Source organism: Paenibacillus sp. J5, assembly GCF_054955055.1.
The window spans coordinates 54,315-70,888 of sequence record NZ_JBUEDD010000016.1; the positions used below are offsets into that span (position 1 = coordinate 54,315).

A 16,574-nucleotide genomic window follows, 5' to 3' on the forward strand; every position below is an offset into this window, starting at 1 on the left:
TATGATGTCCACTATGATCATAACTCTATCCCCGGCACAGGGTCAACAACTGTTACAGCATGGACACATTATTATAGAAGAAACTGAATAAGGGCGCCCCGAGGGGCGCCCTGTCTACAGTGCTGCTGCCAGCCTTATTCGAGGCCAAGCATTCTGTCAATAATAACTGCTGCTTGTGCGCGATTGGCGATGCCCTTCGGATCGAAGGTTGTCGCTGTCACGCCGTTAATCACCTTGTTCTCAGTCAGCAGCGCGACCGCATCTTGTGCGTAGCCTGCGATGCTGTCTTGATCGGAGAACTTAGCCAGTGCTGCAGCTCCATGATCCGCGGTGATGCCTTTGACCGTCTTGAGCACGTTGGCGCTCATGATCGCCATCTCCTCGCGAGTAATCGCGCGGTTGGGATCGAACTTGCCGCCTCCCACGCCCTGAATCAAGCCTTTGGATACACCTGTGGCAATATATTCATAATACCATGCGCTGCTGCTCACATCGGAGAAGCTTACCGTTGCTTTCACATCGAGCAGATCGAATGAACGCACCAGCATCGTAATGAATTCAGCGCGCGTCACTTCCTTGATCGGCGCGAACTTGCCTTCGGCCACCCCGTTCAGGATGCCCGCCTTGGTCAGCTTCTCGATCGCTTCCTGAGCCCACGAGGCGACTGGCCCCAGATCCTCGAACACCGGAGTGAACGGTGTGCCTGGGTTAGCCGGTACGCCGGGATCGACTGGTGTGCCAGGGTTAGCTGGCGTACCCGGATCGACTGGTGTACCTGGGGTAACAGGTGTACCAGAATCAACTGGCGTGCTTGGAGCTGACGGGTAGTAAGGCGATGTTGGCGCAGTGTACTCCGCTTTTATCGTTTCAACTGCTGTCCGTTCGGTTGTGACGGTGAAGATGGAGTTGGACAGCAATCTGAAGTGATATTGCTGATGAGCACGGTTCGTCAGCGTATTGGCGAACAGAACCATATTCAGATTATCATCTGTTTGATCCTGTTTCGTCGCGACCCCCATAATCTGACCTTTGGCGCGCTCATGATTGGGCCACCATCCAGAAATATAGAAATCACTGTCGTTGCTTGCTGTTGCCAGCACCTGCATAGACTCCGGTGCCTTGCTGATCCACAAGCTGCTTGTAGAGTAGAGGTAATCTGCTGCGTCATACACTCCAGTAATCGTGCTGCTTGGATTCAGGCTTGCCTTGAACAAACCTTCATGAGAAGGATTTCTTGTTGATTCAGATGTAGTATCAAGCTCCAAGCCCGGAATCAATTGATTAGCGACTACATTTCTGACAGGTGTCCAGCCAAAGGCAATATAAGGCTTGCCTTTCTTCACCAGATCCATCGTTACAGCACCGCTATCGTCCACAATGACATCGCTGTTCACTTGACTTGAAGTCCGCTTGAAGCCCAGCATATCCAGTACGAAGCTCGTCGCGCCGCTGCCTGGTGCTGCTACCTCAACGGACTTCAGACGTTTCGCGCTGACATCCTTGGTTAGTGGTGCGACATCCAGAAGATATTTAGAGCTAACCGTCAGAAGATCAGAACGTCCGACCACGAAATCTCCAGCCTTCACCGTATCAGATGCTTCCGTTACAAAAAAGACTTGCTTTCCTGCACCCAGCAGTTCATTGACGGCCTGCGTTGCCGCATTACTCGAATTTTTCAGTACAAAATGAGAGTAACCCTGTGCAAGCGTCCCTGTTGTCGGAATCGTTACGGAAGCTACTGGTGAAGTGACTCCTTTAAACCCATCAACCTTACGGGAAATATGACGGTCAAATCCACGCAGTTGAGCAAAGTTTTGCACGACCTCCGCATACATCTCGTTCCAGTCGGACACATTAGAGCCATCGGATAGCACGATGTTCGCCAATCCGCGCAATGCTTGGTGCATGTTCACAATATAAGTGCCTGCAGGATAGGTTACATCCCCCAGTACGACCTCACTGGTCGTGCGCTCCACCTTAATGCCATTACGCAGCAGGTACTCTACCATTTTGTAGGCTTCGAGTCTATTCTTTTGCAGCTTAGTATCTACAGGAATGATATAGTACTCAGGGAAGAAGTTTTGTGTGCGATTTTTCCCTCTATAGTTATCCTCTTTCCCGTTTTTAAAAATATACTCGTCTACCTTCCGGTTATCCTCATTGTTCACGCCGCGCTTGTAAAATTCCAGTTGATTGAAGAACAGATCGTCCTTATGCTCGATGACGTATTGGGTCGCGCCCAAGATGCCGTAGTAGAGCGCATCGGTCGAATCCTGATTCAGCTTGGGAATCTCAATGGTCGAGCCCAGCGCGCCATGATGCATCGCGAATACGGCGGTGTAGGCCGGGGAGAAGTCGTCCCAACCTGTCTGGTAATCCCCTGTCTTCTTTTCACTATTGACATAGGGAATAAAGTAACTCGGAATCTTGGTATTCGCAATACCCGCCTCACCGAATGCCGTAGCTTGAGCGACCATATTATCGATGAACAGATCATACTCAAAGTTCGGATCATGCGGCGGCGAGCACGGCTCGATCAGGAAGCCGCTCACGAAGCCATGAAGGTCAAGGAAGGAGATAGGCAGCCATTTCGAGATGTTTCGGGCCACAATCTGCGTCTCCACTTGAACTTGATAGGAATTGTCGCGGTTCAGGTCAAAGCCGTTCGCATTGGCTCTCGTATTCAATACACGACCGTCAGGATTTTGGGTATAGTTCAACAGGAAAATCACATCATTCAGCACCTGATCCACATTCAGCGTCAAGGATTGACCTGCGCTCTGGAATGTTACGGTATCATCCTCTGCCAATGTTTTGAACAGATCGATAATGGCATCCACACCTGGCGCCTCATCGGGGTGAATATTGTTGATCCAGATTGGAACCTTGTACCCTTGGAGCTGTCCGCTCCGCAGCTTGGCCTGTACGCCCTCCGGGTCATTCATCATCTCAGGCACCAGCTTCAAGTAGTTATCCACCGATTGCTTGTCCTTGGCAATAATGGAGAAATGCATGTCGCGTCCCTGCACGGATTGCCCCAGCACTTCATAGCCGATGTATCGGCCTTCTTTTTTGTTTGCTGTAATTTTATCAATCTCGGGCTTGATCTCGTCATAGGAACGGAAGCTCTCATACGGCGTAATCTTCACATCTCTGGAGTACAGGGTCTGATCATTCAGCTTCGCCTCCAGCTTATGCGTGCCGATCATCGCCGGATAGGCTCTGCGGAGCGCGCTTCCTGACAGATTGTCTGTGCCGTAGAGCAGCTCGAATTGGAGCGATACCGTAGCCGTCAAGCCGTTCATTTTCGTATCGGCTATCGTAACATACGGCTTTTTGTTCTGAGCTGTCTGGGTCTCCCACGCACTTAACGGCTTGCCGCCAAGCGTCCATACCAATTGAGAGGGAAGCGCAGTTGGAGAGGGTAGAGTGACATCGGCAGTCAACGTATTCTCTTCGGTCATCGAGGATACATACGTATACTCCTTGCCCAATTCATCTGCTGTCTTGTCCTTGGAGCCGATCGTTTGGACCAGTCCAGTTAATACTTGCGAGAATGTGCTTAGTCTCTCTTCGATACGGCCTGGATACTGAGTAGAGATGAACGCCAAATTATCATTCGTTGTATGCCAGATACCGCCGTATTCTACAGTTTGATTATAGCCGTCCTGATCTCCAATCTCCCAATTGGTCGCTTCGAGATAGCCGATGGTAATGCCTTTTCTCTCGAAAGGATCATGGTCACTCCAGTCACCGGTCGTGCCCGCTGGATATTCAGGATTGAGTCCCGGATTGGTTTGAAGAGAGAGATCCAACTGATTGGCAATGCCAAGGCCTAGCTCACGAACCCACCCATTATCTTTTCCATCCACATCTTTGCCGCCATAAATATACATCTTGTCGCCAGCAATCAAGCTGTCAAGATTAATCATAGCAACGGTATTAGCGATGTCGTCTGCAGTCATGGCGTTCGCATAAGCGAGAGAACCGCGTTTGCCTTGCTCTTCACCACTGAATGCAATAAATTTGATCGTATACGGCGTCTCAATCTTGGCAACCGCTTCTGCAGTTTCAAGCATTACGCCAACACCAGAAGCATTATCGTCAGAGCCTGTGCTGCGTGGCTGAGCACCGCTATGAGTAGAATCATAGTGAGCGCCAACAATAAGCACTTTGGATGATTTCCCTGGCTTGGTAGCAATCACATTCTGGGAATTGTATGTTGTATTCCCTCTTGTAAAACTGAAATCTTGCACTTTTGTCTCATAACCAATTCTTTCAAATTCAGCCTTGATATATGAGCGTGCCGCCTGCTCCTCAATAGAAGCGGTAGGGCGATAGCCAATCTCGTTCGCCAGCTTGAGCACATGCTGGTACGCGATCGCGCCCGGTTGGCCTGCTTCAAGCTTCACATTAAGCTCAGGTGCCGCTGCTCTAAGAACCGACGATTCCTCTGCTTGGGCGTTTTCTTCCACAGCAGGCTGCTGCGAATCAGCCTCCGTATTCGGGGTCGTTACAGCATCCTGATCAATTAGCCCTTCCTGAATAAGATCAACAATTGACACTGGCTCGGTAGCAGAAGCTGCCTCCTCAGCGAATACACTTGGTGTGATGATCGACAAGGCTAACAGAAGTGATAAAAACAGAGACGTAAACTTTCGGAATGATTTATTCCCGGTCATCCATGAACCTCCTTAGAAACTAGTAAAATACTTCAGCAAATCTTTCAAATTTCGTGCAAAAACAAATAGCTGAACGGCACCCCCCTCAGTCAACTGAAATTTGGCGCGATATGTATTAGATGCATCCCGCTCCAAATTCTGTATACAATATACTTTCGACAATATACCTTTACGTTAGGTATTATAACATCGATTATTTTCATGGACAAGCCATTTTCATACTATATTCATCTTTAGTTAATATTCAGTTAATGTAAGAGGATTATAATGGGAATTTTAACAATTATATAACGTTTTATGTTAAGTGAGGAGTGAGATTTACTCTTGCAGAAGCCTCTTCTGATGGATCAGGTACACGACACAAAAAATCGACCTCCCAGGTAGGAAGGCCGATTATGCACCCCTTAATCAAGCTGCCTTAACAATAGTATACGTCGTAACTCCAGCAAAAGTAGAGGAGCTTCTGATCAACCAGCCTGCGGGCATATTAAATGTAGAAGTTACATTCTGAGTGGAGCCGACCGCTGCCCCATTCAGATTAACCAGGGTATAGGTTGTCGTTCCCGCAAAGGTAGAGGAGGAGCGAATCATCCAGCCGCTAGGTGTATTAAATGTAGAGGTGACTTGTTGAGTTGCAAATACGGGGCCATTGTTGAGGTTAACAATCACATAGGTTGTTATTCCCGCAAATGTAGAAGAGCTCTTGATCATCCAGCCATAAGGCATATTGTAGGTGGAGGTTACAGACTGAGTGGCTCCGTAAGATGCACCATTCAGATTAAGGAGGGTGTAGGTCGTTATCCCGGCAAAGGTGGAGGAGCTCTTAATCACCCATCCAGAAGGAATATTAAACGTCGAGGTTACATTCTGAGTAGCCCCGTAAGGTGCGCCATTCAGATCAATAAGCGTGTACGTCGTCGTGCCAGCAAAGGTGGAAGAGCTCTTGATCATCCAGCCATAAGGGATATTTTGCGTGGATGTGACGGTTATGGTACTCCCGTATGCTGCTTGAGCGAAACTAGCTGAATAGAGAAATACAAAAAGAAGGACGAGTAAAATAGTCAAATGCTTTAAACGTTTCATAATCAACCTCCCAATAATTAGTATATTAGCATATTGATTATATAATAGAATTCATTTACTTTCAACTCCTATAATACCTTCCATATGAAAATATTCCATATTTTAAGAATCCAAAACAAATCAGGCGACCTCCCCCCGTTGAAACATAGGGAATAGGTCGCCATGTCTTCGCCGCTATACCGTCCACTTAACGGGACACAATCCATCTCACACGCCCTAGCCTTCCTTCTTCATCTTGGAAGGGTTATTAATCTTATACGGCACAGGATGACGGGTCAGCTTCTTGGCCACGATCTTCGCTTCGAAGGTCAGGACATCGCCGACCTCCAGCTCCAGCTTCTTGAGCGTGGCGCTGTGGCTCGACCATATGTCGCCAACCTCCTGCTCCTGCCCCGGCTCGGTAATTGCGGCCTGCTCATAGATAATGACTTCATCATCCGCATCAGCAAAATGATTCGGCACCGTCGTGAACTCCTTGACGGTTGCCGTCATCTTCACCTTCGCCTCTGGCAGCTTGAGCTTGACCTTGCGGGGCTGCTTCTCCTTGGCTGCCTTCACCGGCGTAGGCGTCCTCTCCTCAATTCCCAGCTCTCCAAGCACAAGCTGGCGAGGCTCCTCCGCTTCCTCAGCAGCATGCAACGTCCCATGACCCGCATGGGCTTGCTCCCCGCCTATCCTTGCAGACGCTGTCCCGTTCAGCTCTAATCCCTCCGCATGACCGCTGTCATCTGAGGCTGCATCCCCTACAGGCAACAGCTCCTCAAAGGTTACCTGCTCCAGCTCCGTCTGCTCCGATGCCCCCTTGTCACTCCCGCTGACGATCCTCTCACTGCCCGTCTGATCGTTCTCCGCGCGGGCCGCATCGCTCTGGCCATCATCCTCCACAGCCAGCGCTTCCGCAGTGTACGAAACACGCTGTCCGTAACCGGACGCCTGCATCTCCTTCAGATAGGAAGGATGGATGCAATGCAGCTCTCCATTCTCAAAGGCAATTACAGCGGTCATCTTGTCCACATAACCAACGATTGTACAGGGGAGATTCAACCCGCTGCCCTTATACGCATACGCCTTGATCTTCGCCGCCTTGTCCGACAGCAGCCCCCATTCCTTGCACTGCTCCAACTGCTCCTCCTCGTTCTCGAAGGAATGATACATCGGCGGCCTAACTATAAATGCATGCATCGTAAGCCCAGCCTTTCTTCTCCATGTTCAGGCATCCATTTTCTGCCCAGTGCTATAGCTTTACGTTACCTTTTTCCCCATCAAATTGCAAGCCGCCTCGCCTTCACTCCCGTCAAAAAAAACCCTTCGGAAGCCGCTGCATCGTCATCAGCAGCCCGAAGGGGGCGAAACTTCTATTACCGCTGCCCCGCTAGAGTGTCTTCACACTGCAACAGGAGCAGATTTTGCAACAATGTTCGTCCCGGGCAAGGTGCTTGCCCTTGAGCAGGTTTGAACACACACCCTGGATCAAGTGCCTTTATATTTTGCGTGAGGTAAGCTTCGCCTGGGTAAACAGCAGCAGATAGTCATGCCCGCCTGCCTTCGAATCTGTTCCCGACATGTTGAAGCCGCCGAACGGATGGACTCCGACGAGTGCGCCCGTACATTTGCGGTTCACGTAGAGATTGCCGCAATGCATCTCCTCCAAAGCCACTGCGATCCGCTTCTCATCAGTGGAGAAGTAGGAGCCGGTCAAGCCGAACTCGGTATCATTATACATACGGATCGCTTCCTGCCAGTCGCTCGCCTTGCTAATCGCCAGCACCGGCCCGAAGATTTCCTCCTGCATGATGACCGCATCGCCTGCAACATCCGCTATGACCGTCGGCTGGATGAAATATCCGCCCTCTGGCCCAGGTTTCCCGCCCGACAACAGACGACCTTCCTTCTTCCCGATCTCGATATAATTGAGAATACGCTTGTAGGAGCTATGGTCTACAACAGGGCCAATCGGGGCGTTATCCTCCGGCATGCCCATCACCAGCCGATCCGTGCGTTCCTTAATCTTCTCAACCAGCTCGTCGTACACCTGCTGTACAATAATCGCCCGCGAGCCCGCCGAGCACTTCTGACCCTGGAAGCCGAAGGCCGAAGCCACGATCGCATCTGCAGCCGCATCCAGGTTCGCTGTCTCATCGACGACGACCCCATCCTTGCCGCCCATCTCGGCGACGATCCGTTTGATCCAGATCTGCCCTGGCGCCTGCTCGGCTGCAAGCCTGTTAATGCGCAGACCGATCTCCTTCGACCCCGTAAAGCTGATGAAGCGGGTCTTGGGATGGCTGGTCAGATAGTCTCCGATCTCTCCGCCGCTGCCCGGCACATATTGAATGACATCGGCCGGGATGCCGGCCTCAACCATCACTTCATAGAACTTGTAGGCAATAACTGGCGTTGTGGAGGCCGGCTTCAATAGGATCGTATTGCCAGATACCACCGCTGCAGCCGACATGCCTGCACAGATCGCCAGCGGGAAGTTCCATGGCGGAATCACGACGCCGACGCCTAGAGGAATATAGCTTAGACGGTTCTCCTCTCCCGGTGTCTTCACCAGCGGACGCAGCTCATTCGTCTGATCGAGCCGCACCATCTCGCGCGCATAATATTCCAGGAAATCGATCGCTTCCGCCGTATCCGCATCCGCCTCGCCCCAGTTCTTTCCTGCCTCCAGCACCATCCAGGCGGAAAACTCATGCTTGCGCTCACGCATCAGCCCCGCAGCCTTGACCAGCAGAGCCGCGCGCTCGACGGCTGGCCGCTTCTTCCATGTCTCAAACACCGCCAGTGCAGAGCACATCGCGAGCTCCGCATGCTCGAGCGTGGCTTTGCTCACGCTTCCGATGATTTCATCGGTGCGGGCCGGGTTGATGGATACGATACGATCCGTCGTGTGCACTTCCTTCCCGCCGATATGGAGCGGGTAAGCCTTGCCAAGCTCGGATTTCACCTTCGACAGCGCGGAGAGCATCGCTTCGCGATGGGCATCCTGACCAAAATCAGTAAACGGTTCATTGACAAACGGTGGAAATACATGCTCTTGGGACATCGTAGTCGCCTCCTATCAATTATGGGTCTATATTGTCAAGCGATGACTCCTATCCTATCTATAGCTAGCTATGTGCCAGCAATATGTCTACAATATGCGTTTGCCGAGTGTCGAGGCGATCAATTCCACAGCCAGACGGGCGGTACGCATATTGAAATCAATATACGGGTTGACTTCCACCAGATCCATCGAGGTCATGCGCCCTGTCTCTGCGAGCAGCTCAAGCGCAAAATGCGCTTCACGATAGTTCAATCCTCCTGGAACCGGCGTACTGACGCCCGGAGCCTCCAATGGGTCCAGACAGTCCATATCGAAGCTCAGATGAATGCCATCGGTGCCGTTGCCAGCCACCTCCAGCGCTTTCTCCACTACTGCCTTGATGCCAAGCCGGTCAATCTCGTGCATGGAGAAACAGGTGATGCCCTCAGCGCGGATCAACTCCTTCTCGCCGGGATCGAGATCGCGCGCCCCGATAATGACGACATTCTCCTTCTTAATGAAGGGCCCTGCACCAGGAATATCCGAGAGATTGAAGCGGGAGCGACCTAGTGCGACAGCCAGCGGCATACCATGCATATTGCCCGTTAGCGTCGTCTCCTCTGTATTCAGATCCGAATGTGCATCAAACCAGATGACGCCGAGATTGCGGTAATGATTCGTCAGCCCGGCGATCGAGCCCATCGCTATACTATGATCGCCGCCAAGCACCAGCGGAAATGCCCCTTCCTCCACAGTACGCGACACCGATTCGCATAGCAGCCGACTCATCTCCTTCACCTCTGGCAGATGCTTCGCCTTGTCCGAGCCGCCGCGATCCCCTGCGCTACGCGGACAATCGACCGTCGATATATCGCCCAGCTCAATCCCTTCAATGGCTCGAAGCTGTCTGGTCAGTCCTGCCTGCATAATGCTCTCTGGCCCCAGCTCCGCTCCCGAACGGCCTCCACCCAGCCAAAAAGGAACATGAATTACATTGACCTTTTTATTTTGTGTCATCGTCCCTCATCCTTTCCCTTCATTAATATATAGCAACCGGAAACCTGCAGCTCACTTGATAACTTCCGCTATTCTTGTCAGTGCCCAATCGATCTCTTCCTTGCTAATGACTAGGGGCGGCGCGAAGCGAATCGTCGTCTCATGTGTCTCCTTGCACAGCAGCCCCTTGCCCATCAGTTGCTCGCAGAACGGACGCGCCGGGCTATGCAGCTCCAGGCCGATGAATAGACCACGGCTGCGAATCTCCTTCACATGCGGGCTTGCCAGCTCCGCTAACCGCTCCGCAAAATATCGTCCAAGCTCATCCGAGCGTTCGGCAAGCTTCTCCTCCTCCAGCACCTCCAGCGCAGCGATCGCTACCGCACAGGCCAGCGGATTGCCGCCGAAGGTGGAGCCATGGGATCCCGGCTCGAATACACCTAGAATTTCGTCATTTGCCGCTACAGCAGAGATCGGCATGACACCGCCTCCGAGCGCTTTGCCCATAATATACACATCCGGTTCGACGCCTTCCCAATCGGATGCAAAGCGTCGGCCTGTTCGCCCGAAGCCCGTCTGAATCTCATCCGCTACGAAGAGCACATGATGCTTGCGGCACAGTGCATGCGCTGCGGCGAGGTAGCCGGCAGGCGGGATGATGATCCCTGCCTCCCCCTGGATCGGCTCGACGAGGAACGCAGCGGTATGAGGCGTAATCGCTTGCTCCAACGCTGCCAGATCACCGTATGGAACCAGTCGGAAGCCTGGAGTGAATGGGCCAAAATCCTTCTTATACTCCTCCGACGAGGAGAAGGAGGTGACGGTGATGGTGCGACCATGAAAATTGCCCGTGCAGACAATAATCTCAGCTTGATTCTCCGCGACCTTCTTATGGCGGTAGGCCCAGCGGCGAACAGCCTTGACCGCAGTCTCCACCGCCTCGGCTCCCGTATTCATCGCTAATATTTTGGATTTGCCTGTATAGGCGGCCAGCTTCTCATAGAACAGTCCCGGCGTACTGCTATGGAAGGCGCGTGAGGTTAATGTTACTTTATCTGCCTGATCCTTCAGGGCTTGAATAATCTTCGGATGCCGATGTCCCTGATTCAAGGCGGAATAGGCACTCAGCATATCCATATACCGATGACCCTCCGGGTCCTCCACCCATACCCCCTCCGCCTTGGAGATGACAATCGGCAGCGGATGATAGTTATGCGCGCTATATTGATTCGACAACTGCATCATGGCTTGGGATTCCAGCATGCTGTTCACCTCATTTTTCATTTTTGTATTTTGTATACAAAATACAATATACGATATGTTGTATAAAAAAACTGGAATGGAGATAAGCATATTCCCTTTCCAGTCTGGCACTGTGCAGCCGTGAAGCCGGCGATACAACAGTGTATACCTTAATATATGCAACCGTTACAGCACCTTTGACAAAAAATCCTTCGTCCGTTGATGCTGAGGATTTTCGAATACAGCCCGAGGGTTGCCCTCCTCGACGATCACGCCTCCATCCATAAAGATCAGCCGATCGCCTACCTCCCTCGCAAAGCCCATCTCATGCGTCACGATCACCATCGTCATCCCGTTCTGGGCAAGACGCTTCATGACGTCCAACACTTCACCGACCATCTCAGGGTCAAGCGCCGAGGTCGGCTCATCAAACAACATCATATTCGGCTGCATCGCGAGCGCCCTTGCGATCGCAATCCGTTGCTTTTGCCCGCCTGACAAGCTGTCGGGGTACGCGGCAGCCTTATCTTCCAGCCCAACCGATCGAAGCAGCTCCAATGCGGTTTTTTCCGTCTGTTCCTTACTCAGCTTCTTCAGCTTGCGCGGCGCAAGCGTCAGATTTTCCATGACGCTCATATGCGGAAACAAATTGAACTGCTGGAACACCATGCCCATCTTTTGACGGATGAGGTTCAGATCCGCCTGCCGTCCGGTTATCAGGCTATCCTCGAACCAGATTTCCCCGCCGCTCGGCTCCTCCAGACGATTCAGACAGCGAAGAAAGGTGCTTTTGCCGGAGCCGCTTGGTCCAATGACGACAACGACCTCGCCTTTAGCTATAACGGTATTGATGCCTTTAAGAATTTCATTTTTGCCATAGGATTTTCGCAGGCCGCTGACCTTGATCATTTCTTTTGCAGCCTCCTTTCGAGCACACCCAGCAGCTTGGATAAAGTAAAGGTAATGACGAAATACATGGCGGCCGCAACCAGCAGCGGCTCCAGCGGCTTGAATGCCGCCCCCTGCACAGTGCGCGCCGCGTACATAATCTCCGCAGCCCCGATGGTCGAGACGAGCGAGGAGTCCTTGATGATAATAATGAACTCATTGCCGATCGCAGGCAGCATATTGCGGAAGGCCTGCGGCAATATAATATGCCTGAGCGTCATGCCATGCGTCATCCCGAGCGAACGAGCCGCTTCCGCCTGCCCCTTGTCGATCGCATTGATTCCCGCGCGGAACACCTCCGCCATATAGGCGGCACTGTTGATCGTCAGAGCAGCAACACCCGCTTCAAACTTCGATAACTCCAGTCCAAGCGGAACCAGACCAAAATAAATGATAAACACCTGAACCAGCATCGGAGTGCCGCGGATCAGCTCGATGTATGTCGAGCTGACCGCCTTGAGCACTACGTTTTTGGAAATCTTCATAAGAGCGAGGCCAATGCCCAGCAGAGTTCCCAGCAGCACGCCGAAGAACGACAACTGCAATGTAATCCAGGCACCCTGCAAGAACATCTCCCAATACTTATCCATAAAGGTAAAATCCAACGCCATAGCCGTATGCTCCGTCCTTGTGATTATTCTACCATTTCATTGGCTTCAACCACGAAGCGGTTCACATCTCCGTTCTCAGTCAAGCGTTTGATGGTAGCGTTAATTTTGTCCAGCAGCTCCTGATTCCCTTTTTTCACGGCAATTGCATAGCCAGTCTCGTCCTCAGACAGATCAAACTTCACACCGGGCGCTACAGCAATATCATCTTGCTTGGCTGCGTATTGATCTGCAACCGGCTTATCGACGATTACAGCGTCTACACGGCCTGTTTTGAGCTCCATTACCAGCTCAGGCAGCTTGGTTAGCGAGGTCAGCTCGGCATTCTCGACTCCTTGGCCAAGCTCCTCCTGGATGGAACCCTTCTGCACACCGATTTTTTTGCCCTTGAGATCATCTAGCGAATTGAATTGCTCTACTGCATCCTTCTTAACAAGCACACTATGCTCGCCATGATAATATAGATCGGAGAAATCCACTACTTCTCTACGCTCAGGCTTCGGGTTCATGCCCGAGATGACGAAATCCAGCTTTCCGGTATCCAGCGCCATAAGCAAGCTATCAAAATCCATGTCTTCAATGACAAGCTCTGCATTGGCATCCTTGGCGATCTCTTTGGCAATCTCGATGTCAAATCCGACAATGGTGTCCTTCCCGTCAATCGTCTTATGGAATTCATAAGGTGCAAAGTCAGCGCTGGTGCCAACCGTCAGCTTAGCCTTCTCCTCGGTTTTCGGCGTGTTGCTGCTGCCACCTTGCGTACTATTCTGCGTCGCCCCTCCATTGTCCTTCTGACCGCAAGCAGTCAGCACTGTCGTCACCATGACAATTAGTACCAGTAGCTTCTTCATCTCTCTCATCTCTCCCAATCAAGTAATATAGTTGCAACCGACCTACCCCGAACACAACATGCGAGTTATATGCCCTGCCAATACTGTATACAATATACACTGTACAACATAAAATTCAGCCATGTACATGGCACAGTATGAACTATATAATATACAACATACAATATACAGCTCTCGCTTATGTCACTTATTATAACATCGCCATCTTTGCCATACAACTCATTTTTTTAAGATAACTGTTTAAATTTTAGGATAATAATTTAAAATAGTTAACATGAAGTTGACACTGCATACGAACTTGCGCTTGTACTCCTGGATTTCCAATGATAAGATGGAACTATGGATAAACAATTAGTTTTATTAATTATTATTCATTATAGCCATGCTAGCGTGAACTGCTAGAACCGTCCTTGACGGCAATTGTTATCCATTTGAGAAATAACAGAGTAGGGGCAATCGCGTGCATTTATGGTTCTGACGACTACTTGTTCAGGCATACCGTCCGCACTTGCACCACAAAGTTTACACTACGAGGCGAAGAGCGTCAATGTAAACTGATGTTTCCTATGGACGCGCTTTCTATTAACTGATCCGAAGCCGCCGCCCAGGATGCTGCCGCTTCGTTAATGATGTTGCTATTGTACCGTCTTCAAGCACGAATGAAAGGGGAATCCGGCATGCAAGCGCCAAAATACCAATCGTTAAAGGATCATGTATACGACTATATTGCTCAGAAAATCCAGGATGGAACATTGCTTCCCAACCAAAAAATCAATGAAGCTGAAATTTGCAAAAGACTGGACATTAGCCGGACACCCACCCGCGAGGCGCTGTTTCAGCTAACCTCCGACAACCTGCTCGACTATATTCCCCGCCGCGGCTTTATCGTCAAGCCGTTTGACACCAAGGAGAAATTGAATGTCTCGCAGATTATCGGCTCTCTGGATGCCTTGGCCGCGACGCTTGCAGCCGATCGCCTGACAGAGAGGGATATTGCAGATATGGAGGCTCTATGCCACAAAATTGACCAGGATATTAGCCAATTCGATTTCTCCCATTATCATAAAGATCAATATGACTTCCATGAAATCTACATTCGCAAATGCGACAACCCGCATCTCATCGAGCTGATGGGCTCGCTCAAGAACAGCTTTATTCGCCAATCCTATCTGAGCAGCGATCACAACAAGCTGGCGCTCGTGTTGAAACAGGTTAACGGAGAGCATTTCAAGATCGTCGAATACTTCAAGGCTCAGGATAAGGGCAGCCTGGAGGCACTGCTGAAATACCATTGGAGGATTATTGATACAGAGATGCTCTAAATATTGACTTAAACCTCGCCTGTCCCCCACTCCAGCGGACACCAGGCGAGGTTTTTTGATCTAAAAATTAGGTCACTCTGAATTCTTGGACTACCCATATGAACAGAGCCCATGCTATAATTAGAAATTATGACTTCGTAACGATTCATTAACCAGGTCAATGAATGAACTATTGTATTTAGGAAAGGAAGCGTCCCGAATGACACGACAAATCTCCATTTTTGATACGACGCTGCGCGACGGCACGCAGGGCGAAGGGATCAGCCTGTCAGCAGACGACAAGCTGAAGATTGCCCAGAAGCTCGACTCGCTTGGCGTTCATTACATTGAGGGAGGCAACCCGGGAAGCAACAGCAAGGATATTGAGTTTTTCAAACGGGTGCAATCGCTGAAGCTAAACGCAAAGATTACCGCCTTTGGCAGTACACGACGCAAGAACAGTGTGGCCGAGCATGACAGCAGCCTGTTGCGCATCGTAGAGTCCGGCGTTCCCGCCGCCACTCTGGTCGGCAAGTCATGGGACTTCCATGTTCATACCGCCCTGCAGACGACATTGGAGGAGAACCTGGCGATGATTGCCGATTCGTTCGCCTTCTTGAAGCGCAGCGGATTGGAAGCCATCTACGACGCAGAGCATTTCTTTGACGGGTACAAGCATAACCCGGAGTATGCGCTGGCTGCGCTGCGCAGCGCTCATGAGGCAGGGGCTGACTGGATCGTGCTGTGTGATACGAACGGAGGCACGCTGCCGAGCGAGGTGCATGAGATCGTCTCCCGTGTTCGTGAAGAGCTGGGTGCTCCGATCGGCATTCATACGCATAACGATTGCGAGCTGGCTGTTGCCAATTCACTGGCAGCCGTTAACGCTGGCGCTACTCAGGTTCAAGGGACGATTAATGGATATGGTGAACGCTGTGGCAATGCCAACCTGTGCTCCATCATCCCCAATCTGCAGTTGAAGATGAACTATGACTGCATTCGTGCAGAGCAGCTTGGCCAATTGACCAATGTCGCCCGTTATATTAGCGAGATTGCCAATGTCCATATGCCGGTTAACCAAGCCTATGTCGGCAATGCTGCCTTTGCCCACAAGGGCGGCATCCATGTATCGGCGATTATGAAGGATTCCAAAACCTATGAGCATATTGCTCCGGAGCTGGTCGGCAACAAGCAGCGTATTCTTGTATCCGAGCTGGCTGGGCAGAGTAATATTATCTCCAAGGCGCAGGAGCTTGGACTCGACATTCACGCCAATAATGAGAAGACGAAGGATATTATCGACCAGATCAAGGAGCTGGAGCATCAAGGCTATCAGTTTGAAGGCGCTGATGCCTCCTTGGAGCTGCTGCTGCGCGAGGCTTTCGGCGAAGGCAAGAAGGTCTTCACAACAGAGTCCATCAAGCTGCTTGTCGAGAAAGGCAATGGACAGCTACTCTCGGAAGCCATCGTTAAGATTAATGTTGATGGCGAGACCGTCTACACCGCGGCAGAGGGGAACGGCCCGGTGAATGCGCTGGACAATGCCTTGCGCAAGGCGCTGGTTCGGTTCTATCCGAGCATCATGAATGTGCATCTGTCTGATTACAAGGTTCGGGTGATCGACGAGAATGATGCGACCTCTGCCAAGGTGCGGGTGCTGATCGAGTCCACAGACTTTAACAACACCTGGAGCACTGTCGGTGTATCGAGCAACATTGTCGAAGCTAGCTGGCAGGCGCTTGTCGATAGCATACGCTATGCGCTGCTGAACAGCGCCAAGGTAGCAAGCAATGACCCTGAGCATCGGGAGCAGCTTGGACTGGTCAATCACTAAC

General features: G+C 51.1%; 11 protein-coding genes. 2 read left to right on the forward strand and 9 right to left on the reverse strand.

Annotated features, from left to right (window positions below; all coding sequences use genetic code 11):
• Window positions 1-134: 134 nt before the first annotated feature.
• The 9 genes from ACY1JZ_RS23870 to ACY1JZ_RS23910 all read right to left on the reverse strand — a co-directional run bounded on the left by ACY1JZ_RS23870 (window position 135) and on the right by ACY1JZ_RS23910 (window position 13,438).
• A complete protein-coding gene (locus tag ACY1JZ_RS23870) occupies window positions 135-4,682 on the reverse strand; it encodes an S-layer homology domain-containing protein (protein ID WP_462631234.1) in 4,548 nt (1,515 codons plus the stop codon).
• Between the two features lie 408 nt (window positions 4,683-5,090).
• The gene (locus tag ACY1JZ_RS23875; RefSeq protein WP_462631235.1) at window positions 5,091-5,765 is read right to left on the reverse strand and encodes a hypothetical protein; all 675 of its coding nucleotides are present in this window, start codon (window positions 5,763-5,765) and stop codon (window positions 5,091-5,093) included.
• A gap of 216 nt (window positions 5,766-5,981) precedes the next feature.
• Window positions 5,982-6,947, reverse strand: a complete 966-nt coding sequence (locus ACY1JZ_RS23880) for a hypothetical protein (RefSeq protein ID WP_462631237.1) — start codon at window positions 6,945-6,947, stop codon at window positions 5,982-5,984.
• Window positions 6,948-7,245: 298 nt separating this feature from the next.
• Window positions 7,246-8,814, reverse strand: a complete 1,569-nt coding sequence (gene pruA / locus ACY1JZ_RS23885) for an L-glutamate gamma-semialdehyde dehydrogenase (protein WP_462631239.1) — start codon at window positions 8,812-8,814, stop codon at window positions 7,246-7,248.
• Between the two features lie 87 nt (window positions 8,815-8,901).
• Window positions 8,902-9,810 carry an arginase gene (gene rocF / locus ACY1JZ_RS23890; RefSeq protein WP_270170152.1) on the reverse strand — a complete coding sequence of 303 codons (909 nt, stop codon included), beginning with the start codon at window positions 9,808-9,810 and terminating at the stop codon, window positions 8,902-8,904.
• Window positions 9,811-9,861: 51 nt separating this feature from the next.
• Window positions 9,862-11,052: an ornithine--oxo-acid transaminase gene (locus ACY1JZ_RS23895; RefSeq protein WP_462631241.1), complete on the reverse strand. Its 1,191-nt coding sequence runs from the start codon at window positions 11,050-11,052 to the stop codon at window positions 9,862-9,864.
• 165 nt (window positions 11,053-11,217) lie between these two features.
• On the reverse strand, window positions 11,218-11,940 hold the full coding sequence (locus tag ACY1JZ_RS23900; RefSeq protein WP_462631242.1) for an amino acid ABC transporter ATP-binding protein: 723 nt from the start codon (window positions 11,938-11,940) through the stop codon (window positions 11,218-11,220).
• The gene (locus ACY1JZ_RS23905; RefSeq protein WP_270170146.1) at window positions 11,937-12,590 is read right to left on the reverse strand and encodes an amino acid ABC transporter permease; all 654 of its coding nucleotides are present in this window, start codon (window positions 12,588-12,590) and stop codon (window positions 11,937-11,939) included. The genes ACY1JZ_RS23900 and ACY1JZ_RS23905 overlap by 4 nt, the downstream gene beginning before the upstream one ends.
• A gap of 23 nt (window positions 12,591-12,613) precedes the next feature.
• Window positions 12,614-13,438 carry a transporter substrate-binding domain-containing protein gene (locus ACY1JZ_RS23910; protein ID WP_462631244.1) on the reverse strand — a complete coding sequence of 275 codons (825 nt, stop codon included), beginning with the start codon at window positions 13,436-13,438 and terminating at the stop codon, window positions 12,614-12,616.
• Between the two features lie 677 nt (window positions 13,439-14,115).
• Between ACY1JZ_RS23910 and ACY1JZ_RS23915 the strand changes: the two genes are divergently transcribed.
• Together ACY1JZ_RS23915 and cimA are read left to right on the forward strand one after the other, a co-directional pair.
• Window positions 14,116-14,760 (forward strand): GntR family transcriptional regulator, encoded by a 645-nt coding sequence (locus ACY1JZ_RS23915; protein WP_270170142.1) that lies wholly within the window; start codon window positions 14,116-14,118, stop codon window positions 14,758-14,760.
• 199 nt (window positions 14,761-14,959) lie between these two features.
• On the forward strand, window positions 14,960-16,573 hold the full coding sequence (gene cimA, locus ACY1JZ_RS23920; RefSeq protein WP_270170140.1) for a citramalate synthase: 1,614 nt from the start codon (window positions 14,960-14,962) through the stop codon (window positions 16,571-16,573).
• The last annotated feature ends 1 nt before the right edge of the window (window position 16,574 follow it).

Excerpts from the sequence above, each read along its gene's own strand:
- ACY1JZ_RS23870 (WP_462631234.1), bottom strand. The coding sequence starts at position 4,682 with ATGACCGGGAATAAATCATTCCGAAAGTTTACGTCTCTGTTTTTATCA.
- ACY1JZ_RS23875 (WP_462631235.1), bottom strand. The coding sequence starts at position 5,765 with ATGAAACGTTTAAAGCATTTGACTATTTTACTCGTCCTTCTTTTTGTA.
- ACY1JZ_RS23880 (WP_462631237.1), bottom strand. The coding sequence starts at position 6,947 with ATGCATGCATTTATAGTTAGGCCGCCGATGTATCATTCCTTCGAGAAC.
- pruA (WP_462631239.1), bottom strand. The coding sequence starts at position 8,814 with ATGTCCCAAGAGCATGTATTTCCACCGTTTGTCAATGAACCGTTTACT.
- rocF (WP_270170152.1), bottom strand. The coding sequence starts at position 9,810 with ATGACACAAAATAAAAAGGTCAATGTAATTCATGTTCCTTTTTGGCTG.
- ACY1JZ_RS23895 (WP_462631241.1), bottom strand. The coding sequence starts at position 11,052 with ATGCTGGAATCCCAAGCCATGATGCAGTTGTCGAATCAATATAGCGCG.
- ACY1JZ_RS23900 (WP_462631242.1), bottom strand. The coding sequence starts at position 11,940 with ATGATCAAGGTCAGCGGCCTGCGAAAATCCTATGGCAAAAATGAAATT.
- ACY1JZ_RS23905 (WP_270170146.1), bottom strand. The coding sequence starts at position 12,590 with ATGGCGTTGGATTTTACCTTTATGGATAAGTATTGGGAGATGTTCTTG.
- ACY1JZ_RS23910 (WP_462631244.1), bottom strand. The coding sequence starts at position 13,438 with ATGAAGAAGCTACTGGTACTAATTGTCATGGTGACGACAGTGCTGACT.
- ACY1JZ_RS23915 (WP_270170142.1), top strand. The coding sequence starts at position 14,116 with ATGCAAGCGCCAAAATACCAATCGTTAAAGGATCATGTATACGACTAT.
- cimA (WP_270170140.1), top strand. The coding sequence starts at position 14,960 with ATGACACGACAAATCTCCATTTTTGATACGACGCTGCGCGACGGCACG.